Here is a 22,463-nt window from a genome sequence, read left to right as displayed (position 1 = left end):
GGACCCTAGCGAAACACCGAGGGCGGAGGGGCCGGGGAGGCCGCTGCCGTATCGTCCGTCACCGGCACCGCGCCACCGGCGAAGTCGACGAGCTGCCGGCCGTGTTCGACCCGGCCGGGGTGCGGGTCGGAAGCGGCGCGGCGGGTCAGTTCGGCGAGCGGCAGCGGGAGGTCGGAGCCGACCAGGATCGCGTTGCCGAAGCGCTTGCCGCGCAGCACGGCCGCGTCGGCGATCAGCGCGAGTTCACCGAAGCGGGCGGCGGCGGTGGCGATCTGGCCGCGCAGGTGCGCGAGCGGCGGGCCGTCGGCGAGGTTGGCCGCGTAGACCCCGGAGGGCTTCAGCGCGCGGCGGACCTCGTCCAGGAACTCGGTGGAGGTGAGGTGGGCGGGGGTGCGGGCACCGCTGAACACGTCGGCGACGACCAGGTCGGCCCAGCCGTCGGGCACCTTGGCGAGCCCCGCGCGGGCGTCGGTCGCCCGCACCCGGATCCGCGCGTTCGGGTCCAGGGGCAGCTCGCGGCGGACCAGGTGGACCAGGCGCGTGTCGCGCTCCACGACCTGCTGGGTGGAGCGGGGCCGGGTCGCGGCGGCGTACCGGGCGAGGGTGAACGCGCCGCCGCCGAGGTGCACGGCGTGCACCGGCTTGCCGGGCGGGGCGACGAGGTCGATGACATGGCCGAGGCGGCGCTGGTACTCGAAGGAGAGGTACGCCGGGTCGTCCAGGTCGACGTGCGACTGGGGTGCCCCGTCGATCAGCAGCGTCCAGGCCCGGCCGCGGTCCGGATCGGGCACGAGCCGCGCGAGCCCGCCGTCGACCGGCTCCTCGACGACGGCTGCGGCGGCCGACCTGCGGCGCGTGTTCCTGGACCTGCCCATCTGTCCATTTTCGCAGGTGTGGGGGGTGGGCGCGGCGCCGGAGCGGTCAGCGGCAGTTGTCGGCCGCCTCGATCAGGCGGGCCGCCTCCCCCAGGGCCCGGCGCAGCACCACCGGGTCGGTGGCGAGGTCGGCCTCGCCGGGGGGCAGCAGCCAGTCGGAGCCCTCCACCGGCGGCTCGGGGTTCAGCCGCAGCCCGCGTCCGTTCGTCTCGGTGCAGGTGCTGCCGGGCACGTCCCAGCCCGCGGCCGTACCGGCCGGCACCAGGAAGCCGAGGGTGCCGCAGCCGTCGTCGTGCAGAACAGGACCCACCGCGTCCGCGGCGCCCCGCCGCAGGATGTCGACCGCCTCCAGCCCCTGCCGGGTCGGTACCGTCACGAGGTCGCATGCCGTGCCGCCCGCCACGGACGCGGACGACGACGGCGCCGTACAAGGATCGTTGCTCTGGCTGGTCTCCATGCCGACCTCCACCACACAGACCTGTTGCGCTCCATGGGGTCCAACGCGCGAGCCCGTCAACGGCTACGGCACAAGTGCGCCGCAAAGGATGGCACTTCATGGCAGATCGTGGATGAGATATCCGGTTTGTAGCCAAACACCGCGTGGCGGGTCCTTCACAGCAGGTACGTTCATGCCCGCCGGAACCAGGGCGTCACACGGGCAACTCGTCCCGAAATCACCCGGGCTCCGGCATGGTTCGACGGTTCGCACGAGAGGACCCGGCCATGGCGTCGTCAACGATGACCTCGTCACAACCCGAACGGCCAGCCCGGCCGAACCTCGCCTTCCGACACCTGCGCGGCCGGCGCTCACCGGCCGAGTTCGCGGCGCTGGTACGGCGGGCGGCGCGGGAGATCGGTGAGCGGGTGAGCTGTGACGCGCGCTACATCGGCCGGGTCGAGGCCGGTGAGATCCGCTGCCCCAACTACGCGTACGAACGGGTGTTCCTGCATATGTTCCCCGGCCGCACGCTCACCGACCTCGGCTTCGCACCCCGCTCGTCCGTCCGCGGACGCGCGGCGCGTACGGCCGGGGAGGCGCCGGAGGCGCTCGTCCCCGACGCGGGGGCCGGTGAGCCGGGCGGGACCCTCGATCCGTATGACCCGCAGGACCCCCACGAGAAAGACCCCCTGAACCACGAGGAGAGCGACGTGCTGCGTCGCGCATTCATGACCGGCGGAGGCGCCACGGTGGCCGCCGCCACGCTGGCCCCGCTGGGGCTCAACACGCCCGCCGTGGCGGCGGAACGGCCGCTGCGGCGGGCCGGGACCCCCGAGGCGGCGGCGCTGGAGGAGGCCGTCCGCCGGATCCGGCTGCTCGACGACCGGCACGGCGCGGACGGCCTCTACCGGCGCGCGGCGGCTCCGCTGCGCGCCGCCTACGCGCTGCTCGACGCCGGCGCGACCCGGCAGACCACCGCCGACCGGCTGCACGCGGGCGCCGGTGAACTCGCCATCTCCGTCGGCTGGCTGGCCCACGACTCCGGCCGCTTCGACGACGCGCGCTCGCACTACGCGGAGGCGCTGGCCACCGCCCGCATGACGGGCGACCCGGCCCTTGAGGCGCACGCCTTCTGCAACACCGCGTTCCTGGCCCGGGACGCCGGGCGCCCCCGGGAGGCGGTCCGGGCCGCGCAGGCCGCCCAGCGCGCCGCCCGGCCGCTCGGCTCCGACCGGCTGATGTCCCTGCTCGCGCTGCGCGAGGCGGGCGGCTGGGCGGGACTCGCCGACCGCACCGGCTGCGAGCAGGCGCTGGCCCGCGCGCACGCCCTCTTCGACCGGGGCCGCTCGGACGCCGACCCCGAGTGGATGAGCTTCTACGGCGAGGCCGAGCTGGAGGGGCTGGAGGCGCAGTGCTGGTCCACGCTGGGCGACTGGCGCCGGGCGTCCCGGCACGCGCGGCGGGCGGCGCATCTGCAGGATCCGCACTTCACCCGCAACATCGCGCTCTACACGGCGGAACTGGCCGACGATCTCGCCCGCGAGGGTCGTCCCGACGAGGCGGCGGAGGCCGGGTTGCGGGTGCTGGGCTTGCTGGACCAGGTCCAGTCCTCCCGCATCCAGACGATGCTCGCGGGTACGGCGCGTGTGCTGTTGCCCCACCGGCGGGCTTCGGGGGTGTCGGACTTCCTGGACCGCCACGCTTCTCTGCCACGGCGGGCGTAGGGCCGTTCCGGTCCGGGGTGCCCCTGCGGGGCGCTCACCCGTCAGCCGGCCAGGTGCCCCAGGTCGTTCCAGCTCTCGATCGCCGGTTCGCCGTAGGCCCAGCCCAGGACGGACAGGGAGGTCGGGTTCAGGCGGATGCGGGCGGCGAAGTCCAGGGGCAGGCCCAGCCAGCGGGCGCCGATCGAGCGCAGGATGTGGCCGTGGGCGAAGACGAGGACGTCGCGGTCGGCGGAGCGGGCCCAGGAGACCACCTCGTCCGCGCGCGCGGTGACCTCGGCGAGGGTCTCGCCCTCCGGGACGCCGTCCCGCCAGATCAGCCAGCCGGGCCGGACGGCCTGGATCTCGGCCGGGGTCATGCCCTCGTACACGCCGTAGTCCCACTCCATGAGCGTGTCCCACGCCGTGGCACGGTCACCGAAGCCGGCCAGTTCGCACGTCTCGCGCGCGCGGGAGAGCGGACTGGTGCGCACCTCCGCACCGGCCAGCCCGTCCAGCGGCGCCCGGTGCAGCCGCTCGCCGAGCAGCTTGGCCCCGCGCCGCCCCTCCTCCAGCAGCGGCACGTCGGTCCTGCCGGTGTGCTTGCCGGACAGCGACCAGGCCGTCTGTCCGTGCCGGGCCAGCAGGATGCGCGGTGCCATGGAGGACCTCTCAGTGAGCGGATGCGGTCCTTCCATCATCGCGCACCCCGGTCCGAGGCAACCGGCCGGGCGATCTCCGCGTCTTCGAGGGCTGACGCACCGGCGTGATCGGAGTGCCCGCCAGGGGCGGAGTAGGCACACCGTAAAGTGGCACGGTCGCCCGCCGGGGCGCCGCACAGCAGAAGGGGGAGGGCGATCGGATGCCGCAGACCGAGACACCGGGCACCGAGGTGGTCCCGCAACCCCGGCTGCGCTGGTGGACCGAGCTGCCCCTGATCCTGCTGGTCTACGGCTGCTACTCGGCCGGCCGGCTCCTCGCGCGCGGTGACGTCACCAGCGCCGTCGACCACGGCCTGGCGATCCTGCGCGTCGAGAAGGCCCTCCACCTCAACGCCGAACACCCGCTGAACCGGCTGTTCACGCACGAGGCCTGGCTCGGGGTCCCGGCCGACTTCTGGTACGCCTCGCTGCACTACCTGGTCACGCCCGCCGTCCTGGTCTGGCTGTTCCGCGCGCGTCCCCGGCACTACCGGGCGGCCCGCACCTGGCTGATGACGTCCACGTTCCTGGGCCTGATCGGCTTCACCCTGCTGCCGACCTGCCCGCCCAGGCTGCTCTCCGCCGGCCACGGCTTCGTGGACACGATGGCGCAGTACAGCACGTACGGCTGGTGGGGCGGCGCGGCCAGTGCCCCGCGCGGCATGGGCGGCATGACCAACCAGTACGCGGCGATGCCGAGTCTGCACGTGGGCTGGGCGCTGTGGTGCGGCGTCATGCTGTGGCGGTACGGCGGCACGCGCCTGACGAAGGTCCTCGGTGTCGTCTACCCGCTGGTGACCGCGCTCGTGGTCATGGGCACCGCCAACCACTACTTCCTGGACGCGGTCGCGGGCGTCGCCGCGATGGGCGTCGGCTTGCTGCTGGCACCGCACGTGATGCGGGCCGTGGACCTCGTCCGGACCCGGCCGGCACGCCGTGCCGCACCGGCCGCGGACGGCACGGGTTCCCCGATTGTCAGTGCCGGGTGCCAGACTTCCGCGGGTGAGCGAATTCCACGGCAGCGCGAGTCGCGGCTCGACCCCGCGGCCGGACCGGACGCCTCCCCCTCCGACGTCGGTGAGGAAGCTCCGGCACCGGCTCGCTGAGCTGCGCGGTCCCGACGTACCGGCCAAGGCCCTGGACGCCCGCGCCCTCGCGGCGCTCGCCGCGAACCCCGGGTGCGCCCGGCGGGCGGTCCTGGACGGCGCCGGGGTGGACAAGGCCCGGCTGGCGACCGCGCTGGGCGCGCCGTCCGGTTTCGGGCAGTCGCAGTTCGCGCTGACCCGGGGCAACGCGTTCGAGGCGCGGGTGAAGGCGGACGGCGGCGCGGAGCTGCTGCGGCTGGTGCACGCCCGGCTCGATCCGGGTGCCGAACCGCCCGCCGGGGCGGCCGTACCCGACCTGACCGCGCACGGCCCCGAGGGGCGTACGGCCCGTACGGCGCTGGCGCTGCGCGAGGCCGTGCGGGCCGGCGGCTGGACGCTGCTGGACCACCCGATGCTCGCCCTGGACGTCGCCGGTTCGCTCGCCTTCCTGGAGCCGGACGCGGTGGTGGTGCACCCCGACGGCAGCTGGTCGGTGGTGGAGATCAAGTCCTTCCCGATGGTGGACGGCACCGCCGACCCGGCGAAGGTGGGCGCGGCGGCCCGGCAGGCGGCGGTCTACGTACTCGCCCTGGAGGAGGTCGCGGCCCGGCTCTCCCCCGCTCCCCGGGTGCGTCACCGGGTGCTGCTGGTGTGCCCGAAGGACTTCTCCAACCTGGCCGCGGGCTCCGCCGTGGACGTCCGCAAGCAGCGCGCCGTCACCGCGCGCCAGTTGGCCCGGCTCACCCGCATCGAGGAACTCACCGACGCGCTGCCCGAGGGCACCTGCTTCGCGCCCGACCGGCCCGCCGAGGAACTGACGGCGGCCGTGGAGGCGGTGCCGGCGACGTACGCGCCCGAGTGCCTGTCCGCCTGCGAACTGGCCTTCCACTGCCGGGACCGCGCCCGCGCGGCCGGCGCGGTCACCCGGCTCGGCCGGCCCCTGCGGGCCGAACTGGGCGGCCTGGCCACGGTCGAGGAGGTCCTGGCCGCCGCCCGCGGCGAGGCCGGTGACCCGGACGACCCGGCGGTGGCCGCCCTGCGCCGCGCGGCGGCCCTGCGCGCGGAAGCCCTCCGGGCGGCCGGCGGCGTGGCGGCCCCCCGGACGGCCGCCGGTGTCGCGGCCCCGCGCGCGGAGGCACTGGCGACGGCCGGGGATGCTCCGGCGACGGCCCGGGAGGCGACCGCGTGTCCCTGATCACCACCCTCGCCCGGCTGGAGGCCGTCGGCAGTGGCCGGGCGCAGCCGGCCGCGACCGTCCGGCACCGGCACCTGTCCGACCACCCGCTGGTGTTCGTGCCGCTCACCACGGCCGGTGAGACCGGCGCCCCGCTCGGCGCGCTGGTCGGCACCGACCGGGACGCGCCCCGCCTGCTGGTCGTACCGCAGCCCCGCGACCGCGACCTGCGCTTCGCGTTCCTCGCCGACCTGGCGGACATCGTCCTGCCCTACATCGAGGCGTACGCGGAGTCCGTGGAGGCGGCCGAGCGCACCGAGACCGACCCGGAGACCGGCAAGCGGGTCAAGGTGGAGGCCGAGCTGTGCGCGGACGCGCCCCAGCTGATCGTGCCGAGCCGCACGGGCCTGGACTTCGTACGGCTGCTGGGCCGCTCGATGCGGTTCCGGCGCACCGCCGAGCAGGACCCCGACGCCCCCTACCCGGCGCCGCCCCGGGTGCCGCTGCTCGGCCGCTGGCTCACCCACTACGGCGAGCGGTCCCGGGTGCCCGGCTCCTCGCTGCTGCTCGCCCTGACCGACGTGCTGTCCCGGCACTGGGCGACCGGCCAGTCCGGTCTCGAGGACCAGCACCTGGGCGCGCTGCTCGCCTGGATCGACCCCCCGGAGGGCCTGACCGGCGCGGAGGCCGCCCGCCGGGCCGAACTCGCCAGGGACACCGACGGGCAGCTGCTGTGCCCGCCGGCCGGTCCCGCCACCGACCCGGCGTTCGACAACAAGCTGCTGGCCCCGGCGATCGAGCGCTACGACCGCGCGCGTACCGCCCTGGCCGCCGCCGAGGACCCGCTGGAGGCCGACGACCGGCTGGCCGCGCTCACCCTGGCCGAGCGGGAGGTCCGGGAGCTGGTCGAGAGCCGCACCCGGCCCACCTGGGATGCGGTGTGGCGGGGCCTGGACCTGCTGCGGGCGCTGCCGGCCGGGGCGCATGTGGCGGCGCGCTGGACCAGGGACCGCTGGTCGTTCACCGCGCACCGGGACCGGGTGCTGGCCGGCGAGCCCCCGCAACCGCGCCGGGACGACGCGGTGACGGCGGCGAACAAGCTGGCCACGCGCGAGCGGGAGCAGGCCCGGCTGGAGGCGCAGGAGGCGCTGGACGATCCGCTGGTGATGGCGGGGCGGCGGCTGGCCGGGGAGGCGTTCGCGGGCGAGGTGACCGACGTGGTGATGGCGTACAGCGAGGGCAGGCGGCCGAGCCCGCGCCCGCTGGTGACGGTCCGCACGGAGGACCGGCCGCACCTGGCCGAGCGGGCGAAGGTGTACCGCTCGCTGGGCGGCAAGCCGCAGTCCGCGGAGTTCGTCGGCCAGGAGGACGACGGGGCGCTGGTGCTGCGGATCCTGGACAAGATGGGCCGCGGCAAGGAGCCCGAGCCCGGGTCGGTGCCGGAGAAGGGCGACCGGGTCTGCTTCACCCTCTTCGAGCACGAGCAGCGCGGCGGCGCGAAGCTGCCCGACCCCGAGGAGACGCCCTGGACGCACGGCGGCCCGCCGGGCGAGCCGGCTCCGGAGGCGCCCGACCCCGTGACCGAGGAGGACGTGCTGTGACGACCGTCGACTTCGACCCCGGAGCCGCGGCCGCCCGTGCCACCGACGCGATCCTGCACGACACGCTGCACGGCGGCGAGCGGGGCGTGGTGGTCGACTCCCCGCCCGGCGCCGGCAAGTCCACGCTGGTGGTGCGCGCGGCCCTGGAGCTGGCCGGCGCGGGCCGCCCGCTGATGGTGGTGGCGCAGACGAACGCCCAGGTGGACGACCTGGTCCTGCGGCTGGCGGAGAAGAACCCGGAGCTGCCGGTGGGCCGCCTGCACAGCAGCGACGCCGACGCGTACGACAAGGCGCTGGACGCCCTGCCGCAGGTCCGTACGTCGGCGAAGGCGGCCGATCTGAGCGGCCTCCCGGTGGTCCTCTCCACGGCCGCGAAGTGGGCGCACGTGAAGGTGGACGAGCCGTGGCGGCACGCGATCGTGGACGAGGCCTACCAGATGCGCTCGGACTCCCTGCTGGCCGTGGCGGGCCTGTTCGAGCGGGCGCTGTTCGTGGGTGACCCGGGCCAGCTGGACCCGTTCGCGATCGTCGGCAGCGAGCAGTGGGCGGGCCTGTCGTACGACCCGTCGGCCTCCGCGGTGACCACCCTCCTGGCCCACAACCCGGGCCTGCCCCAGCACCGCCTCCCGGTGTCCTGGCGCCTGCCGGCCTCCGCGGCGCCCCTGGTCTCGGACGCGTTCTACCCGTACACGCCGTTCCGCAGCGGCACGGACCACGGCGACCGCCGCCTCGGCTTCGCCGTGCCCTCCGACGGCTCCGGCCCGGACCGGGTGATCGACGAGGCCGCGGAGTCCGGCTGGGGCCTGCTGGAGCTGCCCGCCCGGCACACCCCGCGCACGGACCCGGAGGCGGTGCGGGCGGTGGCGACGGTGGTCCGCCGCCTGCTGGACAGAGGCGGCGCCGCCCTGTCGGAACGCTCCCCGGACCCCACCCCGCTGACGGCCGACCGCATCGCCGTGGGCACGGCCCACCGCGACCAGGCGGCGGCGGTCCGCACGGCCCTGGCCGAGCTGGGCGTACCGGACGTGACCGTCGACACCGCGAACCGGCTCCAGGGCCGTGAGTACGACGTCACGGTCGTCCTGCACCCGCTCTCCGGCCGCCCCGACGCCACCGCGTTCCACCTGGAGACCGGCCGCCTGTGCGTCCTGGCCTCCCGCCACCGCCACGCCTGCATCATGATCTGCCGGGCCGGCGTCACCGACCTCCTGGACGACTACCCGTCCACGGAGCCGGTCCAGCTGGGCACCCTGGTGAAGTTTCCCGACGGCTGGGAGGCGAACCACGCGGTCCTCTCCCACCTGGCCGAACACCGCGTGAGCTGGCGGGTGTGAGGGCCCCTTGCGTGGGCAGCCACCGACCTGACGACGACACCACCCTCCGCCGGACGGAGTCCGGCACGCCGCCGGAGGCGGCCGATGAAAACAGCCCCGACGGCTGGGAGGCGAACCACGCGGTCCTCTCCCACCTGGCCGAACACCGCGTGAGCCGGCGGGTGTGAGGGCCCCTTGCGTGGGCGCGGGACAATGGACGGTGGCCCACCTGAAGGCGGGGCCGGTGCATCGTACGAGGAGGAGAGAAGACATGGCGGAGCCCACGCCGCGTCGTAACGAACCGCGGCTACGCCCCGCGCCCCTGCTCTTCGAGCCCGCGGAGGCGGCCTCCGATCCCGAGCACTTCTTCGACCTGGAGTCGATCGAGGATCCGCGGGCGCTGCTGGCCCGGGCGACGGAGCTGACCCAGGCGTTCCGCGCGGCCGCCGACCGGGCGGTGGAGTTCCAGGCCATCGCGGCGGCCCAGCTCGCCGACCCGCGCCGGTTCGACCGGCTGACCCCGGCGGACATCGCCGAGCGCGCGGAGTGGACCGAGGACTACGCGAAGAAGATGGTCGAGTTCGGCCAGGATCTGCTGCGCGGGGAGCAGGACGGGCGGACGACCGCCGACCCGGTGTAGCACCCACGCGGCATATGCCAGGCGGGCAAGATACTCCTCCCCGCGCGCCCGTGTCCCGGTTTTCCGCAACTCAGAAGAACGGTCCGCTCACTGCCTGTACACCTGGGTGGTATGAGCAGCGCACCGAACGTCACCCGTGTCAGCTCCGACGGCGTCGCCTGGCTCGCCTCGGCGGCACCGTTCCCCCGCAGCACCCTCGTCCTGTGGCAGGACCGCCCGGACGCCCCCGTCGTCCTGCCCTGCGGCACCGTCTTCGACGTGGTGAGCGCCCCGGTCGTCTTCGGGCGCCGCATGCTGGACCGGCTGTGGGACGAGGGCGCGGGCTCGGGCCCGGTCGCGGTGTTCCGGGGCCGGATGCTGCTGTTCGCCGCCCCCGGCACGGCCCAGCGGCTGCCCTCGCTGCTGGACTGGGAGGAGTGGGGCTCGCAGCGGGCCCGGGAGGTGCCGCCGCTGCTGTGCCACGGCACCGGCGACGCGGTGACCGTGCCCGCCCTGACCTGCGAGGACGCCGTCGGCACCGCCCGCTGGGTGGTCGCCCCGGACACCCGGCACCCCTGGCTGCCCGGCCCCGAGGTGCTGCTCTGGGCGGCCGTGCGAGCCGCCCGGGCCGCCGTGCGGATATCGATTTTTCCTCCCGCCGACCAGGGTGCTAATGTCTACGACGTCAGCAGGCGCCGCTAGCTCAGTTGGTTAGAGCAGCTGACTCTTAATCAGCGGGTCCGGGGTTCGAGTCCCTGGCGGCGCACCTGAGGGAAACGGCGGGTCCGGTTCGAAAGAATCCGGCCCGCCGTTTTCGTATACACGAGCCCCTGATCACTCGCGCAGACCGGGCGTGATCTTCACCGTCCAGGCCCCCGACGCCGTGCGCCCCTCCACCTCCACCTTCACGCCCTCCCCGGGCACGGTGAAGCTCTCCCCGAGGAAGACCGGCGCGTCGGCGAGGGGCGGGTAGACGGAGTTCTCCCAGCAGGACTCGGTACGCGGGTGGGCGTCCACGACCTGGACCGGGCCGTCGCCGGACGGGGCGCCGCCCCGCACCCGGTAGACGAGGATCCCCTGCCGGCAGGACAGCCGGTCGTTGCCGGCCGTGCCGCGCGCCTCGAAGGCGAGGGCGCTGTCCTCGCCGGTGCGCACGACGGCCAGTTTGACGCCCTGGCCGAGGCCGAAGGCGGGGGCGCCGCCCGCGCCCGGCACCGCCACGCCCGGCCCGGCCGCGAGGGGCTCCAGGGTGAGCCGGGTCGGCGTGGCACCGCGCACGCAGACCACCTGGCGCGGACCCAGCCAGCCGAGCCGCCACTTGTGCCAGCCGAACAGGTCCGGGGCCAGCCCGAACTGGCTGCCCATCAGGTCCCAGTCGCCGACGTAGGTGTCCCAGTCGCCCTTGCCGTCCACCGGCCGGTGGTAGAGGTCGGGCAGGTCGAAGACATGGCCGGTCTCGTGGGCGAGGACGAGCCGGTCCGGCGGATGGTGCTCGAACACGGTGACGACCCGTTGGATGTCGGTGCCGTCGGCCCGCACGGGGGTGTCGAGGTTCACGACCTTCGTGGCGTCCGAGTCGACGCCGGGCGCGTCCGGGTCGGCGACGAGGTAGACGACCGGGTAGCGCGAGAAGTCGACCTCCTTGTCGGCCACGGCGAAGGCGTCCCGCAGATAGGCGGCCCGGTCCTCGGCGCTCCAGTCCCGCCTCATGGCGTACGACGTCGACGGGCGCGGCATGCGCAGCCAGTGCCCCAGCGGGTGCGGGCGCAGGGTGAACCTGCCGTAGGACGCCTGTTCGTAGAAGCGGCTGGTGGCCGGGAAGTGGTCGGCGGTCAGCTGGGCGGGCGTGGTGCGGGGGGTGGCGTCCGGGAAGGAGAGGAAGATCATCACGGCGTCGAGGGCGCCGGTCGGGCGGGTGTAGGAGGGGTTCCAGCTGTCCACGCCCTCGGAGTGGTGGGCCTCGCTGCGGTGCAGGGCGCAGGGGGCCGTCGAGAACGGTTCGGCGGCCGACGGGCCGGTGAGGATCGAGGTCGCGGCGAGCGCCGACATCGTGGTGAACACGGCGGCGGTGCTGCGCAGCTTGGGCACGGACTTGACCTCCGGATGCGGTTCGCGGGACCCGCACCCAGATTGCTGGCATTCACCGTGTTTTGCCCTGTTTGCCTGCACCAGAAGGGTGAGCGCGCCCCCGTCGTACGCCGGCGCGCCCCGGCGCCCGACACCCCGAAACACTCACGGAACGTCACAACTGGTCGGGGGCCTGTGGAACCCGTCCAGGTGCGGGCAGAAACGATCTGTCAGAACCTGTACTCCGTCCGGGACACTGGACAGTGGCTGGAAGGGCCCGGGGCCAGCCTCTATGATCGGCACACTTTCCGGCACGGACAGGCACGGACACAGATCGAGTGCACTGCGGGAGCGAGCGGTGAGCGGAACGTCCGAAGGGCCGACGCCCGCGGCAGACCCAGACCGGTCTGCCGTCACAGACAGTCACCACACCACCTACCACCGTGTCTTCGCGACCGCCCCGCTCGCCATGGCGGTCGTGGCCCCGGAGGGACTCGTCGTCAGCGCCAACGCCGCCCTCGGCGAGCTGCTCGGCGCCGGTCCGGACACGCTCGTCGGGCGGGTCGCCGCCGACCTGGTGGACCTGGCCTCCGACGCCCGGAGCTGGCACGCCTACCGCGAGGTGCTGCGCGGCCGGCAGGCCCGCCTGCGCTGCACCCGCCGCCTCAAACACCCCGAGGGGCACTCGCTGTGGGTGCAGGTCACCGTCGCCCCGCTGACCGGCGGCGAGCCCGGCGTCCTGCTGTCGGTCGCCGACATCAGCTCCCGGCGCGAACTCCAGGCGCGGCTGCGGCACTTGCAGATGCACGACCCGGTGACCCGGTTGCCCAACCGCACGCTGTTCTTCGAGCGTCTTTCGGCCGCGCTGGAGGCGGAGTCGTACGAGCAGAGCGGCACCGGCCGGATCGGCCTGTGCTACCTGGACCTCGACGGCTTCAAGGCCGTGAACGACACCCTCGGCCACCGGGTCGGCGACCGGCTCCTCGCGGCCGTGGCCGAGCGCCTGACCAGGGTCGCCGACGAGGCCGGGTACGCCCGCGCCGCGACTCCCCTGGTGGCCCGGCTCGGCGGTGACGAGTTCGCCCTGCTGGTGGAGGACTCCACCGGCACCGAACAGCTCGCCGACCTCGCCGAGTCCGCGCTGAAGGCGCTGGAGCAGCCCTTCGATCTGGCCGGGCAGCGGCTGTCGTTGACCGCGTCCATCGGGGTCGTGGAGCGGCACGCGGCCGGCACCACGGCCACGGGTCTGATGCAGGCGGCCGATACGACCCTGTACTGGGCGAAGGCCGACGGCAAGGCCCGCTGGACCCTGTTCGACCCCGAGCGCAACGCCCACCGCATGACCCGCCAGGCGCTGTCCTCCACCCTGCGCCCCGCCATCGAGCGCGGCGAGTTCGCCCTGGAGTACCAGCCGTTGGTGGCGATGGAGGACGGCCGGCTCAACGGCGTCGAGGCCCTCATCCGCTGGCATCACCCGCAGTTCGGCACACTGACGCCGAATCGGTTCATCGGACTGGCCGAGGAGGACGGCTCGATCGTGCAGCTCGGCCGCTGGGCGTTGGCCACCGCCTGCCGGCAGGCCCGCCGCTGGCAGCTGGACCACCCCGGCGAACCGCCCATCTTCGTCAGCGTGAACGTCGCCGTGCGGCAGGTGTGGGACTCGGACCTGGTGGCCGACGTGGCCGAGACCCTCGCGGAGACCGGGCTCGCCCCGCACCTGCTCCAGCTGGAGCTGACCGAGTCGGCGGTGATGGGCTCGGCGGGCCGGCCGCTCCAGGCCCTGCAGGCCCTCAGCGACATGGGCGTGCACATCGCCATCGACGACTTCGGCACCGGCTACTCGAACCTCGCCTACCTGAGCCGTCTGCCGGTCTCCGTGCTGAAGCTGGACGGCTCCTTCGTCCGGGGCTTCCAGTACGAGGAGGCCGCCAAGGGGGCCGTGCCCAACCCGGCCGACGAGGTCATCGTGGAGGCGATGATCCAGCTCGCCCACCGGCTCGGTCTGACGGTCACCGCGGAGTGCGTGGAGACCTCGGCCCAGGCCACCCGGCTGCGCCGGATCGGCTGCGACACCGGGCAGGGCTGGCTGTACTCCCGCCCGGTGCCGCCGGATCGTATCTCCGAGCTGCTGGGGTCGCAGGCCTACGCGGTCGGCAAGCCGTAGGCGTCCGCGATCAACTCGTAGGAGCGCAGACGCAGTTCGCCGCGGTGCGCGTGGGAGACGAGCATCAGCTCGTCGGCGCCGGTGCGCTTGTGGAGGTCGTCCAGGCCGGAGCGGACCTCGTCGGCCGTGCCGTGCACGACGTTGCTCGTCCAGGAGGTGACGAACTCCTCCTCCATCGGGCTGAACTCGTGGCGCTCGGCCTCCTCCGGCGCGGGGTACAGGCCCGGGCGGCCGGTGCGCAGCCGGAGCATGTTCAGCGCCAGCGCCCGGGTCTGCCGGCGGGCCTCCCGCTCGTCGTCCGTGGCGAGGGCGGAGACGCCGATGAGGGCGTACGGCTCGGACAGGACGGCGGAGGGCCGGAAGGTCTGCCGGTACAGGTCCAGGGCCGGGATGGTGTTCTGCGCGGAGAAGTGGTGCGCGAAGGCGAACGGCAGGCCGAGCACGCCGGCCAGCCGGGCGCTGTAGCCGGAGGAGCCGAGCAGCCAGATCGGCGGGCGGTGCGGGGACTGCACGCCGCCGGGGGTGGTGCCCTGCACCGGGCCGGGGATCGCGTGGATCCGGCCGTAGCGGTGTCCGTCCGGGAAGTCGTCGTCCAGGAACCGGGTCAGCTCCGCGAGCTGCTGCGGGAAGTCGTCGGCGCCCTCGTTCAGGGTGTCGGTGCGGCGCAGGGCCGCCGCCGTGGCCCCGTCCGTGCCCGGCGCCCGGCCGAGGCCCAGGTCGATCCGCCCGGGCGCCATGGCCTCCAGCGTGCCGAACTGCTCGGCGATCACCAGCGGGGCGTGGTTGGGCAGCATGACGCCGCCCGAGCCGAGCCGGATGCGGTCGGTGTGGGCGGCGAGGTGGGCGAGGATCACGGCGGGCGAGGAGGAGGCCACACCGGGCATGGAGTGGTGCTCGGCGACCCAGTAGCGGTGGAAGCCGCGGGACTCGGCGAACCGGGCGAGCGCGACGCCGGTGCGCAGGGCGTCGCTCGCGGTACTGCCCGTGCCGACGGTGGCCAGGTCCAGTACGGAGAGGGGGGCGGGGGCCGTGCCGTGCGTGGTTCCCCGGATCTCGTCTGCCTCGTCTGCCGCCACGGTGTGGCCTCCTGTTGTCGCGCGTGGGCTGTCCTCGCGCTGCTAACAGGAGGGTGTCTCCGGTTATTCCCGGTGGCCGGACCGCCTAGGCCTGGACCAGGGGTTCCCGCGTGAACAGCGTCCCGAGGGACGGCGCGTTCACCCGGCGGTCGGCGAGCCTGAGGGCCTCCCAGACCGTGACCTGGTTGGCGGTGAGGACCGGCTTGGACAGGGCCTTCTCCAGCAGGCCGAGGTGGGCGGCCGTGTGCAGTGCCGTGTCCGGGAGGAGGACGGCCTGGGCGTCGGGGCTGTCCGCCGCGCGGGCCAGGGTGAGCACGTCCTCCTCGCCCCAGGTGCCGACCTCGGCGGCGGTGACGATCCCGGAGGAGCGCGTTCCGGTCACCTCCAGGCCGCCGGCCCGCAGGAAGTCGGCGAAGAGCGCGGTGATGTCCTCGGGATAGGTGCCGCCGACGGCGACCCGGCGCACGCCGATCTCGTGGGCCGCGTGCACGAAGGCGAAGGACGTCGAGGAGGCCGGCATGCCGGCCAGCCGGGCCAGGCTCCGCACCTGCTCCTGGGCGCCCTCCCAGCCGTGCACGAAGCCGCCGCTGGTGCACGCCCACACCACCGTCTCCACCCCGGCCAGCCGCAGCCCCTCCACACCCGCGGCGAGCCGCTCGGCGGAGCCCATCTCGCGCAGGGCGTCCACCCGGTGCGCGTCCTCGCCGATGTCGGTGTGGAACAGGTCCACCCGGATGTCGCTGCCCAGGAGCTGCTCGATGCGTGGATAGTCGTCCTCGGCGGAGTGGCCCGGGTAGAGGAATCCGAGTGCGGTCATGTCCAGCCTTCCTGCTGTTCTTCCGGCAGTACGGGCCATGCGCGGGCAGCCGCGTCCAGCAGCGCCTGGTAGGGCCCCACGGCCCGGGTACCCAGTCGGCGCAGCGCCGCCCACATCGTGACCTGGTTGGCCGAGATCACCGGCATCCGCAGTTCCGCCTCCAGCTGGGGGATGACGTCGTAGGTCGGCAGGTTGGTGCAGGACAGGAAGAGGGCGTCGGCGGTGCCGGGGCGGGCCGCCCGGCGGGCCATGGCGACGACGTCCCGGTACGGCACCTTCCAGATGTGCCGGGTCAGGCCCATGCAGGCGCAGCCGGTGACCCGGACGCCGGCCTGCCCCACGTACTCCTCAAGGGCCCGGGTCAGGGAGCCGGTGTACGGGGTGACCAGCGCGACCCGCCGGGCGCCCAGCTCGGCCAGCGCCTCCAGCAGCGCGCCGGAGGTGGTCAGCGAGGGCAGGGATCCGGCCATGGTCATCGCCGCGCACATCGCCCGTTCCCCGGCGATCCCGCCGACGAAGCTGCCGGAGGCGCAGGCGTAGGCGACGACCTCGGGGGCGACGGCGGTGAGCGCGCGGACCGCCTCGCCGAGGGTCTCGTGCTCGCTGACCAGCCGGGCCATGTCCAGGCTCACCTCGACCGGCACGAACGGGGTCCGGGTCAGGTGCAGGGAGACCTCGTCAGGCACCCAGCGCCACAGCTCGCGGTCCAGGGCGAAGTCGAAGGGGGCCACCACGCCGATGCCGCGCTGCGGGCCGCCGAGAAGAGGGACGTCCATGGCTGGCACCGGCCTCACGCTGGGAGACGAGTGGGCAACGGATCGTGGGTACGCCCGTGTTGACGAAGGTAGGTTCGGGTGCGAGCGTGGTCAATCCGCGCACAATCCGCGCATGTCAGACGCCGGGAGCAGCCCTGCATGACGCCGACACCCCCCACCGTCGTGGTCCTCGACGCCGATCCGCCGCCCCGGCTCGGCCGCCTCACCGGCCGCGCCCGGATCGTGCACACGGACGCGGCGCACCTGGCCGAGCGGCTGCCGGACGCGGACGTGCTGCTGGTGTGGGACTTCACCTCGCACGCGGTGCGCGAGGCGTGGCCCGGCGGCGGGCCCCGGCCGCGCTGGGTGCACACGGCGAGCGCGGGCGTGGACCATCTGATGTGCCCGGAGCTGGCCGCGTCGGACACGGTGGTGACCAACGCGCGCGGGATCTTCGACCAGCCGATCGCCGAGTACGTCGCGGCCCTGGTGCTGGCGGCCGCCAAGGATCTGCCGCGCACGCTGGAGTACCAGCGGGAGCGGACCTGGCGGCACCGGGAAACCCGGCGGGTGGCGGGCACGCGCGCGTGCGTGGTCGGCTCGGGCCCGATCGGCCGGGCGATCGCCCGCACACTGAAGGCCCTGGGGGTGACGACGGCGCTGGTGGGGCGGGTGCCGCGGACCGGCGTCCACGGCCCCGACGACCTGGACCGGCTGGTCTCCCGCGCGGACTGGGTGATCGCGGCGGCTCCGCTGACCGAGCGGACGTACCGCATGTTCGACGCCCACCGGTTCGATGTGATGCAGCCGTCGGCGTTCTTCGTGAACGTCGGACGGGGTGGTCTGGTCGACGAGGAGGCCCTCGCGCACGCCCTGACCCGGCGCTGGATCGCGGGCGCGGCCCTGGACGTGTTCGCCGCCGAACCACTGCCCGCGGACAGCCCGCTGTGGAAGCTGCCGGGGCTCATCGTGTCCCCGCACATGAGCGGCGACACGGTCGGCTGGCGGGACGAGCTGGGGACGCAGTTCGTGGAGTTGTACGAGCGGTGGGCGGCGGGCAGATCTCTGCTGAACGTGGTCGACAAGACGCGTGGTTACGTGCCCGGTCACTGAAGGCCTGCCACCGAACCCCTGGAGGGTGCATGCAGCTCACCGACCTCACCGCCGTCCGGCTCCTCGACGGCTACCGGACGGGCGAGTTCAGCCCGGTGGAGGTGACCGAGGAGGCGCTGGAGCGGGCGCGGCGGAGCCGGCCGGAAGTGAACGCGTTCGTACGGCTCACCGAGGAGGACGCGCTGGCCCGGGCCCGGGAGTCGGAGGCCCGCTGGCGGCGCGGGGAGCCGGCCGGGCTGGTCGACGGGGTGCCGGTGACGGTCAAGGACATCCTGCTGCTGCGCGGCCACCCCACCCTGCGCGGCTCGAAGACCGTCGGTGAGCGGGGCGACTGGGACGAGGACGCGCCGCCGGTGGCCCGGCTGCGCGCGCACGGCGCGGTGTTCCTCGGCAAGACGACCACGCCCGAGTTCGGCTGGAAGGGCGTCACCGACTCCCCGCTGACCGGCATCACCCGCAACCCCTACGACCCCACGCGCACCGCGGGCGGCTCCAGCGGGGGCAGCGCGGCGGCCGTCGCGCTCGGCGCGGGCCCGCTGTCGCTGGGCACGGACGGCGGCGGCAGCATCCGCGTCCCGGCCGCGTTCTGCGGGATCTTCGGGCTGAAGCCGACGTACGGCAGGGTGCCGGTGTATCCGGCGAGCCCGTTCGGCACGCTGTCGCACACGGGCCCGATGACCCGGGACGCGGCCGACGCGGCCCTGCTGCTCGACGTCATCGGCACGCCCGACCCGCGGGACTGGTCGGCGCTGCCGCCCGCGCCGGGCTCCTTCCGGGAGGCGCTGAAGGGGGGTGTGCGGGGGCTGCGGGTGGCGTACTCGCCGTCGCTGGGCGGGCAGGTGGCGGTCCAGCCGGCGGTGGCCGCGGCGGTACGGCGGGCGGTGGCCGCGCTCGCCGAGCTGGGGGCGTACGTCGAGGAGACCGACCCCGACTTCAGCGAACCGGTGGACGCCTTCCACACCCTGTGGTTCACCGGCGCGGCCCGGCTCACCCAGAACCTTCCGCCGCGCCACCGGCAGTTGCTGGACCCCGGGCTGCGGGAGATCTGCGCCCAGGGCGCCCGGATGAGCGCGCTGGACTATCTGGCCGCGGTGGACGTCCGGATGAACCTCGGGCAGCGCATGGGGCGTTTCCACGAGCGATACGACCTGCTGGTGACGCCCACGGTGCCGATCACGGCGTTCGAGGCGGGCCGGGAGGTGCCGGAGCACTCCGCACACCGGCGCTGGACGGGGTGGACGCCGTTCACGTACCCCTTCAACCTGACCCAGCAGCCGGCGGCGAGCGTGCCGGTGGGGGCGGACGGGGCGGGTCTGCCGGTGGGGATGCAGATCGTCGCGGCCCGGCACCGCGACGATCTGGTGCTGCGGGCCGCGCACGCCCTGTACGAGGCCCGCGTCCCCCTGTCCGGGCTCGTCAGGCCCGCCGGAAACTGAGCGTCTCCCCCGCCGCTCCCGTCCGCCACAGGTCGTTGCAGGCCTCGGCCATCCGGTCGAGGCCCTCGGTGACCTGGCCCCAGACGATGCCGGGCACCCAGCCGACGTCGCCGTTGAGGAGCAGGTTGTTGCGCTCGTAGAACAGGGCCAGGTCGACCACCGTGGTGCCGGGGCGGACCTCGTGGTCGTAGCCGTAGGCCCGCGTGCCCAGTTCGGTGCCGGCGAAGGAGAAGTAACAGAGGTCGCCGGGGATCGGGGTGACCGTCGGGTTCTCCAGTGGGGGTTCCGTGGAGGCGAAGGGCGGGAAGAGGGCGTAGATCTCGTTGCGCGCGTACTTGGCGTGGAAGACATCGCCGGTGAGCGGCAGTGCCTCCTCCACTGCCGCGCAGGTCAGGGGCGCGCGGTCGGTCAACAGGCGTGCCGTGCAGTGCACGTCCCGCCGGTCCAGCGAGACGGTGACGAATCGTTCGGCCATGAGAACCAGGGTGCATAGCCCGGTTGCGCTTGGGTAGCCGCGCCGCCATGGCTCCACCACTTGGCAACGACGTACACACGATCCGGTCGGAACACAGACACACCCGGCGCTCGGTGCTGGCGGGCCTCGCCGCGTTCGGCGCGCTGGGCGCGGCGGGCTGTACCCGGGTGGCGTCGGCGTCCGGCAAGGACGGCGGCGACCTGCTGGAGCGGCTGCGCGCGCTGGGTGTCGTACGGCTGGGGATCGCCGGGGAGATTCCCTTCGGGTACATCGACCGGGACGGGAAGCTCACCGGGGAGGCGCCCGAGCTGGCGAAGGCGATCTTCAAGCGGCTCGGGGTGGACCGGGTGCAGCCGGTGCCGACCGAGTTCGGCTCGCTGATACCCGGGCTGAAGTCCCAGCAGTTCGACGTGGTGGCCGCGGGCATGTACGTCACTCCGGACCGCTGCGAGCAGGTGATCTTCGCCGATCCCGACTACCAGATGCCGGACGCCTTCATCGTCCGCAAGGGCAACCCGCTGGGGCTGCGCACCTACGCGGACGCGCTGCGCCGGCACGCCAAGGTGGCCACCGGCACCGGGTACGCGCAGATCCAGCACGCCGTGGAGGCGGGCTACAAGGAGAACGACCTCGTCATCGTCCCGGACCAGGTCGCGGGGCTGAACGCGGTGGAGTCCGGGCGGGTCGACCTGTTCGCGGCGACGGCGGTCACCGCCCGGCTCGTCGCCCGGGGCTCCGCCAGGGCCGAGTCGACCGAGCCGTTCGTCGCGCTCGTCGACGGCAAGCCGAAGGCGGACGGCGGGGCGTTCGCGTTCCGGCCGACCGAGACCCGCCTGCGGGACGCCTTCAACGCCGAGCTGCACAAGCTGCGCCGCAGCGGCGAGCTGTACCGGATCGTGCGGCCCTTCGGCTTCACCAAGGCGGAGATGACGACCCTGACCGCGAAGGAGCTGTGCGGCTGATGACTCGGGGACTCTGGGAACTCGTCCTCCAGGGCATAGGCACCACACTCCAGCTGCTGGTGTACAGCGCGCTGCTCACCGCCCTGGTCTCCTTCGTCGTCGGCGCCGCGCGCACCCACCGCTCGCGGCTCGTCCGCTTCCTCGCGGCCTGCTACACCGAGGTGTTCCGCGGCATCTCGGCGCTGGTGATGATCTTCTGGGTGTTCTTCGTGCTGCCGGTCGCCTTCGGCTGGCAGCTGGTGCCGATGTGGGCGGGCACGCTCGCGCTGGGCCTCACCTACGGCGCGTACGGCTCGGAGATCGTGCGCGGTGCCCTCGCGGCGGTGGACCCGGCCCAGCGGGAGGGCGGGATCGCGCTCGGCTTCTCGGCCTGGCAGCGGCTGCGGCTGATCCTGCTGCCGCAGGCGGTGCCGGAGATGATCCCGTCCTTCTCCAACCTGCTGGTCGAGCTGCTCAAGGGCACCGCGCTGGTGTCGATCACGGGCATGGGCGACCTGGCGTTCAGCGGCAACCTGGTCCGCCTGGCCCTCCAGCAGAGCGGCCAGATCTACGCCTACCTGCTGCTGATCTACTTCGTGATCGCGTTCCTGCTCACCCGCGGGATGCGGGTGCTGGAGCGCCGGCTGAAGGCGGAGGTGGCCCGATGAACTGGGACTGGGGAGCCGTCTCCGACTTCATGCCCTACTTCTGGAAGGGCCTGCTGGTCACCCTGGAGGCGCTGGCCCTGGGGTCGCTGATCGCGTTCGCGCTGGGCCTGGTGTGGACCCTGCTGACGCGCACGCCGACCCGGTGGGTGCGCTGGCCGGTGGGGGTCTTCACGGAGTTCGTGCGGGACACCCCGCTGCTGGTGCAGCTGTTCTTCCTGTTCTACGTGCTGCCCGAGGCGGGCGTGACCCTGTCCCCGCTGACCACCGGCGTCCTCGGGCTCGGGCTGCACTACTCGACGTACACGATGCAGGTCTACCGGGCCGGTATCGAGGCGGTGCCGGCCGGCCAGTGGGAGGCCGCGACCGCGCTCAGCCTGCCGGTGCGGCGCACCTGGACGGCGGTGATCCTGCCGCAGGCGGTCCGCCGGGTGGTGCCGCCGCTCGGCAACTACGTCATCGCGATGCTGAAGGACACGCCGATGCTGATGACGATCGGCGTGCTGGAGATGCTGGGCCGGGCGCGGCTCGTCTCCCAGCAGCACTTCCAGTTCACCGAGCCCCTGACGGTGATCGGGGTCGCCTTCGTCGTCGTCTCGTACCTGGCCTCCGTTTGTCTGCGCACCCTGGAGCGACGCCTTGTCCGTTGAGACCAGCAAGCAGCCGGCCCTGACCGGCACCCCGCCGACCGAGCTGATCCGCATCGAGGGGGTGACCAAGCGGTTCGGGGACAACACCGTCCTCGACGGCCTCGACCTGTCCGTGGACGCGGGCCGGCACGTCACCCTGATCGGGCCCTCCGGCTCCGGCAAGACCACGATCCTCAGACTGCTGATGACCCTCGCCAAGCCGGACGCGGGCACGATCACCGTCGACGGGCAGCGGCTGTTCCCGGCGCCCGAGCGGCAGGTCCGGGAGGTCCGCAAGAAGATCGGGATGGTCTTCCAGCAGTTCAACCTGTTCCCGAACATGTCGGTGCTGCGCAACCTCACCGAGGCGCCGGTCCGGGTGCTCGGCCTGTCGAAGGATGAGGCCGAGGCGCGGGCCCGGGAGCTGCTGGACCTGGTGGGCCTGGCCGACAAGTGCGACGCGAAGCCGACCCGGCTCTCCGGCGGCCAGCAGCAGCGGGTGGCGATCGCCCGGGCGCTGGCGATGCGGCCCCAGGTGCTGCTGCTGGACGAGGTGACCTCCGCGCTCGACCCGGAGCTGGTCGCGGGCGTGCTCGACCTGCTCAGGGACATCGCGCGCAGCACCGACATCACGATGCTGTGCGTGACCCACGAGATGGGTTTCGCCCGGGACATCTCCGATCAGGTGCTGATGTTCGACGGGGGCCGGGTCATCGAGGCCGGCCCGCCGGAGAAGATCTTCGGCGACCCGGAGCAGGAGCGCACCCGGGAGTTCATCAGCGCGGTCCTGTGAGGGCGGGGGGTGCGGGCGGAAAGAG

Annotated in this window: 23 protein-coding genes and 1 tRNA gene; 16 read left to right on the top strand and 8 right to left on the bottom strand. The window is 73.8% G+C overall.

Annotated elements, in window-relative coordinates; all coding sequences use genetic code 11:
* Positions 1 to 5: 5 nt before the first annotated feature.
* Positions 6 to 875 carry a spermidine synthase gene (locus ACZ4U1_RS06820; protein WP_467900488.1) on the bottom strand — a complete coding sequence of 290 codons (870 nt, stop codon included), beginning with the start codon at positions 873 to 875 and terminating at the stop codon, positions 6 to 8.
* A 46-nt stretch (positions 876 to 921) separates the two neighbouring features.
* Positions 922 to 1,332: a hypothetical protein gene (locus tag ACZ4U1_RS06815; protein ID WP_467900485.1), complete on the bottom strand. Its 411-nt coding sequence runs from the start codon at positions 1,330 to 1,332 to the stop codon at positions 922 to 924.
* 266 nt (positions 1,333 to 1,598) lie between these two features.
* Here ACZ4U1_RS06815 and ACZ4U1_RS06810 point away from each other — a divergent pair, with 266 nt between their 5' ends.
* Complete coding sequence (locus ACZ4U1_RS06810) at positions 1,599 to 3,038, top strand: hypothetical protein (protein WP_467900482.1); 1,440 nt, start codon at positions 1,599 to 1,601, stop codon at positions 3,036 to 3,038.
* A gap of 41 nt (positions 3,039 to 3,079) precedes the next feature.
* Here ACZ4U1_RS06810 and ACZ4U1_RS06805 read toward each other — a convergent pair whose 3' ends face one another.
* Positions 3,080 to 3,676, bottom strand: coding sequence for a histidine phosphatase family protein (locus ACZ4U1_RS06805; RefSeq protein ID WP_467900480.1), 597 nt, complete (start codon positions 3,674 to 3,676; stop codon positions 3,080 to 3,082).
* Positions 3,677 to 3,876: 200 nt separating this feature from the next.
* On the opposite strand from ACZ4U1_RS06805, the gene ACZ4U1_RS06800 reads away from it, so the two are divergent.
* The 8 genes from ACZ4U1_RS06800 (at position 3,877) to ACZ4U1_RS06765 (ending at position 10,273) form a co-directional block, all read left to right on the top strand.
* Positions 3,877 to 4,821, top strand: a complete 945-nt coding sequence (locus tag ACZ4U1_RS06800; RefSeq protein WP_467900478.1) for a phosphatase PAP2 family protein — start codon at positions 3,877 to 3,879, stop codon at positions 4,819 to 4,821.
* Positions 4,793 to 5,995: a hypothetical protein gene (locus tag ACZ4U1_RS06795; protein WP_467900476.1), complete on the top strand. Its 1,203-nt coding sequence runs from the start codon at positions 4,793 to 4,795 to the stop codon at positions 5,993 to 5,995. The genes ACZ4U1_RS06800 and ACZ4U1_RS06795 overlap by 29 nt, the downstream gene beginning before the upstream one ends.
* Positions 5,986 to 7,575, top strand: a complete 1,590-nt coding sequence (locus ACZ4U1_RS06790) for a hypothetical protein (protein WP_467900474.1) — start codon at positions 5,986 to 5,988, stop codon at positions 7,573 to 7,575. Before ACZ4U1_RS06795 ends, ACZ4U1_RS06790 begins: the two co-directional genes overlap by 10 nt.
* Positions 7,572 to 8,909 (top strand): AAA domain-containing protein, encoded by a 1,338-nt coding sequence (locus ACZ4U1_RS06785; protein ID WP_467900471.1) that lies wholly within the window; start codon positions 7,572 to 7,574, stop codon positions 8,907 to 8,909. The genes ACZ4U1_RS06790 and ACZ4U1_RS06785 overlap by 4 nt, the downstream gene beginning before the upstream one ends.
* An 11-nt stretch (positions 8,910 to 8,920) precedes the next feature.
* Positions 8,921 to 9,076 carry a hypothetical protein gene (locus ACZ4U1_RS06780; protein ID WP_467900469.1) on the top strand — a complete coding sequence of 52 codons (156 nt, stop codon included), beginning with the start codon at positions 8,921 to 8,923 and terminating at the stop codon, positions 9,074 to 9,076.
* An 83-nt stretch (positions 9,077 to 9,159) separates the two neighbouring features.
* On the top strand, positions 9,160 to 9,528 hold the full coding sequence (locus ACZ4U1_RS06775) for a hypothetical protein (protein WP_467900467.1): 369 nt from the start codon (positions 9,160 to 9,162) through the stop codon (positions 9,526 to 9,528).
* Positions 9,529 to 9,639: 111 nt separating this feature from the next.
* Positions 9,640 to 10,209, top strand: coding sequence for a bifunctional DNA primase/polymerase (locus ACZ4U1_RS06770; protein WP_467900465.1), 570 nt, complete (start codon positions 9,640 to 9,642; stop codon positions 10,207 to 10,209).
* Positions 10,200 to 10,273 (top strand) — tRNA-Lys (locus ACZ4U1_RS06765). Before ACZ4U1_RS06770 ends, ACZ4U1_RS06765 begins: the two co-directional genes overlap by 10 nt.
* 68 nt (positions 10,274 to 10,341) lie before the next feature.
* Here ACZ4U1_RS06765 and ACZ4U1_RS06760 read toward each other — a convergent pair.
* Complete coding sequence (locus ACZ4U1_RS06760; RefSeq protein ID WP_467901446.1) at positions 10,342 to 11,556, bottom strand: M6 family metalloprotease domain-containing protein; 1,215 nt, start codon at positions 11,554 to 11,556, stop codon at positions 10,342 to 10,344.
* Positions 11,557 to 11,932: 376 nt separating this feature from the next.
* Between ACZ4U1_RS06760 and ACZ4U1_RS06755 the strand changes: the two genes are divergently transcribed.
* Positions 11,933 to 13,738 (top strand): putative bifunctional diguanylate cyclase/phosphodiesterase, encoded by a 1,806-nt coding sequence (locus ACZ4U1_RS06755; RefSeq protein WP_467900462.1) that lies wholly within the window; start codon positions 11,933 to 11,935, stop codon positions 13,736 to 13,738.
* On the opposite strand, the gene ACZ4U1_RS06750 is transcribed toward ACZ4U1_RS06755, so the two are convergent.
* The 3 genes from ACZ4U1_RS06750 to ACZ4U1_RS06740 form a co-directional block, all read right to left on the bottom strand.
* On the bottom strand, positions 13,717 to 14,814 hold the full coding sequence (locus tag ACZ4U1_RS06750; protein ID WP_467900459.1) for an LLM class flavin-dependent oxidoreductase: 1,098 nt from the start codon (positions 14,812 to 14,814) through the stop codon (positions 13,717 to 13,719). The two genes, ACZ4U1_RS06755 and ACZ4U1_RS06750, sit on opposite strands and share 22 nt — an antisense overlap.
* A gap of 85 nt (positions 14,815 to 14,899) precedes the next feature.
* The gene (locus ACZ4U1_RS06745) at positions 14,900 to 15,631 is read right to left on the bottom strand and encodes a maleate cis-trans isomerase family protein (protein ID WP_467900456.1); all 732 of its coding nucleotides are present in this window, start codon (positions 15,629 to 15,631) and stop codon (positions 14,900 to 14,902) included.
* On the bottom strand, positions 15,628 to 16,407 hold the full coding sequence (locus ACZ4U1_RS06740) for a maleate cis-trans isomerase family protein (protein ID WP_467900454.1): 780 nt from the start codon (positions 16,405 to 16,407) through the stop codon (positions 15,628 to 15,630). The genes ACZ4U1_RS06745 and ACZ4U1_RS06740 overlap by 4 nt, the downstream gene beginning before the upstream one ends.
* A 138-nt stretch (positions 16,408 to 16,545) precedes the next feature.
* On the opposite strand from ACZ4U1_RS06740, the gene ACZ4U1_RS06735 reads away from it, so the two are divergent.
* Both ACZ4U1_RS06735 and ACZ4U1_RS06730 read left to right on the top strand, forming a co-directional pair.
* Positions 16,546 to 17,499 (top strand): D-2-hydroxyacid dehydrogenase, encoded by a 954-nt coding sequence (locus tag ACZ4U1_RS06735; RefSeq protein WP_467900452.1) that lies wholly within the window; start codon positions 16,546 to 16,548, stop codon positions 17,497 to 17,499.
* A gap of 29 nt (positions 17,500 to 17,528) precedes the next feature.
* On the top strand, positions 17,529 to 18,935 hold the full coding sequence (locus tag ACZ4U1_RS06730) for an amidase (RefSeq protein WP_467900450.1): 1,407 nt from the start codon (positions 17,529 to 17,531) through the stop codon (positions 18,933 to 18,935).
* Here ACZ4U1_RS06730 and ACZ4U1_RS06725 read toward each other — a convergent pair.
* Entirely contained in the window at positions 18,916 to 19,410 is a 495-nt protein-coding gene (locus ACZ4U1_RS06725; RefSeq protein ID WP_467900448.1) for a DUF3830 family protein, read from the bottom strand. The genes ACZ4U1_RS06730 and ACZ4U1_RS06725 overlap by 20 nt on opposite strands.
* A 47-nt stretch (positions 19,411 to 19,457) precedes the next feature.
* Between ACZ4U1_RS06725 and ehuB the strand changes: the two genes are divergently transcribed.
* Genes ehuB through ehuA form a run of 4 tightly spaced genes read left to right on the top strand, consistent with a single transcriptional unit; the run spans position 19,458 to position 22,438 of the window.
* Positions 19,458 to 20,372, top strand: a complete 915-nt coding sequence (gene ehuB, locus ACZ4U1_RS06720; RefSeq protein ID WP_467900446.1) for an ectoine/hydroxyectoine ABC transporter substrate-binding protein EhuB — start codon at positions 19,458 to 19,460, stop codon at positions 20,370 to 20,372.
* Positions 20,372 to 21,019, top strand: a complete 648-nt coding sequence (ehuC, locus tag ACZ4U1_RS06715) for an ectoine/hydroxyectoine ABC transporter permease subunit EhuC (RefSeq protein ID WP_467900444.1) — start codon at positions 20,372 to 20,374, stop codon at positions 21,017 to 21,019. The genes ehuB and ehuC overlap by 1 nt, the downstream gene beginning before the upstream one ends.
* Complete coding sequence (ehuD, locus tag ACZ4U1_RS06710) at positions 21,016 to 21,666, top strand: ectoine/hydroxyectoine ABC transporter permease subunit EhuD (RefSeq protein ID WP_467900442.1); 651 nt, start codon at positions 21,016 to 21,018, stop codon at positions 21,664 to 21,666. The genes ehuC and ehuD overlap by 4 nt, the downstream gene beginning before the upstream one ends.
* Positions 21,656 to 22,438, top strand: coding sequence for an ectoine/hydroxyectoine ABC transporter ATP-binding protein EhuA (gene ehuA / locus ACZ4U1_RS06705; protein WP_467900440.1), 783 nt, complete (start codon positions 21,656 to 21,658; stop codon positions 22,436 to 22,438). The genes ehuD and ehuA overlap by 11 nt, the downstream gene beginning before the upstream one ends.
* The last annotated feature ends 25 nt before the right edge of the window (positions 22,439 to 22,463 follow it).

The organism is Streptomyces sp. NPDC028928 (assembly GCF_055564915.1).
The sequence above is the reverse complement of the archived record's forward strand: the minus strand, read 5'-3'. Positions and strand labels throughout refer to the sequence as shown.

Excerpts from the sequence above, each read along its gene's own strand:
- ACZ4U1_RS06805 (WP_467900480.1), bottom strand. The coding sequence starts at position 3,676 with ATGGCACCGCGCATCCTGCTGGCCCGGCACGGACAGACGGCCTGGTCG.
- ehuC (WP_467900444.1), top strand. The coding sequence starts at position 20,372 with ATGACTCGGGGACTCTGGGAACTCGTCCTCCAGGGCATAGGCACCACA.
- ACZ4U1_RS06740 (WP_467900454.1), bottom strand. The coding sequence starts at position 16,407 with ATGGACGTCCCTCTTCTCGGCGGCCCGCAGCGCGGCATCGGCGTGGTG.
- ACZ4U1_RS06775 (WP_467900467.1), top strand. The coding sequence starts at position 9,160 with ATGGCGGAGCCCACGCCGCGTCGTAACGAACCGCGGCTACGCCCCGCG.
- ACZ4U1_RS06745 (WP_467900456.1), bottom strand. The coding sequence starts at position 15,631 with ATGACCGCACTCGGATTCCTCTACCCGGGCCACTCCGCCGAGGACGAC.
- ACZ4U1_RS06760 (WP_467901446.1), bottom strand. The coding sequence starts at position 11,556 with ATGTCGGCGCTCGCCGCGACCTCGATCCTCACCGGCCCGTCGGCCGCC.
- ehuB (WP_467900446.1), top strand. The coding sequence starts at position 19,458 with ATGGCTCCACCACTTGGCAACGACGTACACACGATCCGGTCGGAACAC.
- ACZ4U1_RS06815 (WP_467900485.1), bottom strand. The coding sequence starts at position 1,332 with ATGGAGACCAGCCAGAGCAACGATCCTTGTACGGCGCCGTCGTCGTCC.
- ACZ4U1_RS06725 (WP_467900448.1), bottom strand. The coding sequence starts at position 19,410 with ATGGCCGAACGATTCGTCACCGTCTCGCTGGACCGGCGGGACGTGCAC.
- ACZ4U1_RS06730 (WP_467900450.1), top strand. The coding sequence starts at position 17,529 with ATGCAGCTCACCGACCTCACCGCCGTCCGGCTCCTCGACGGCTACCGG.
- ACZ4U1_RS06770 (WP_467900465.1), top strand. The coding sequence starts at position 9,640 with ATGAGCAGCGCACCGAACGTCACCCGTGTCAGCTCCGACGGCGTCGCC.
- ACZ4U1_RS06735 (WP_467900452.1), top strand. The coding sequence starts at position 16,546 with ATGACGCCGACACCCCCCACCGTCGTGGTCCTCGACGCCGATCCGCCG.
- ACZ4U1_RS06820 (WP_467900488.1), bottom strand. The coding sequence starts at position 875 with ATGGGCAGGTCCAGGAACACGCGCCGCAGGTCGGCCGCCGCAGCCGTC.
- ACZ4U1_RS06800 (WP_467900478.1), top strand. The coding sequence starts at position 3,877 with ATGCCGCAGACCGAGACACCGGGCACCGAGGTGGTCCCGCAACCCCGG.
- ehuD (WP_467900442.1), top strand. The coding sequence starts at position 21,016 with ATGAACTGGGACTGGGGAGCCGTCTCCGACTTCATGCCCTACTTCTGG.
- ACZ4U1_RS06810 (WP_467900482.1), top strand. The coding sequence starts at position 1,599 with ATGGCGTCGTCAACGATGACCTCGTCACAACCCGAACGGCCAGCCCGG.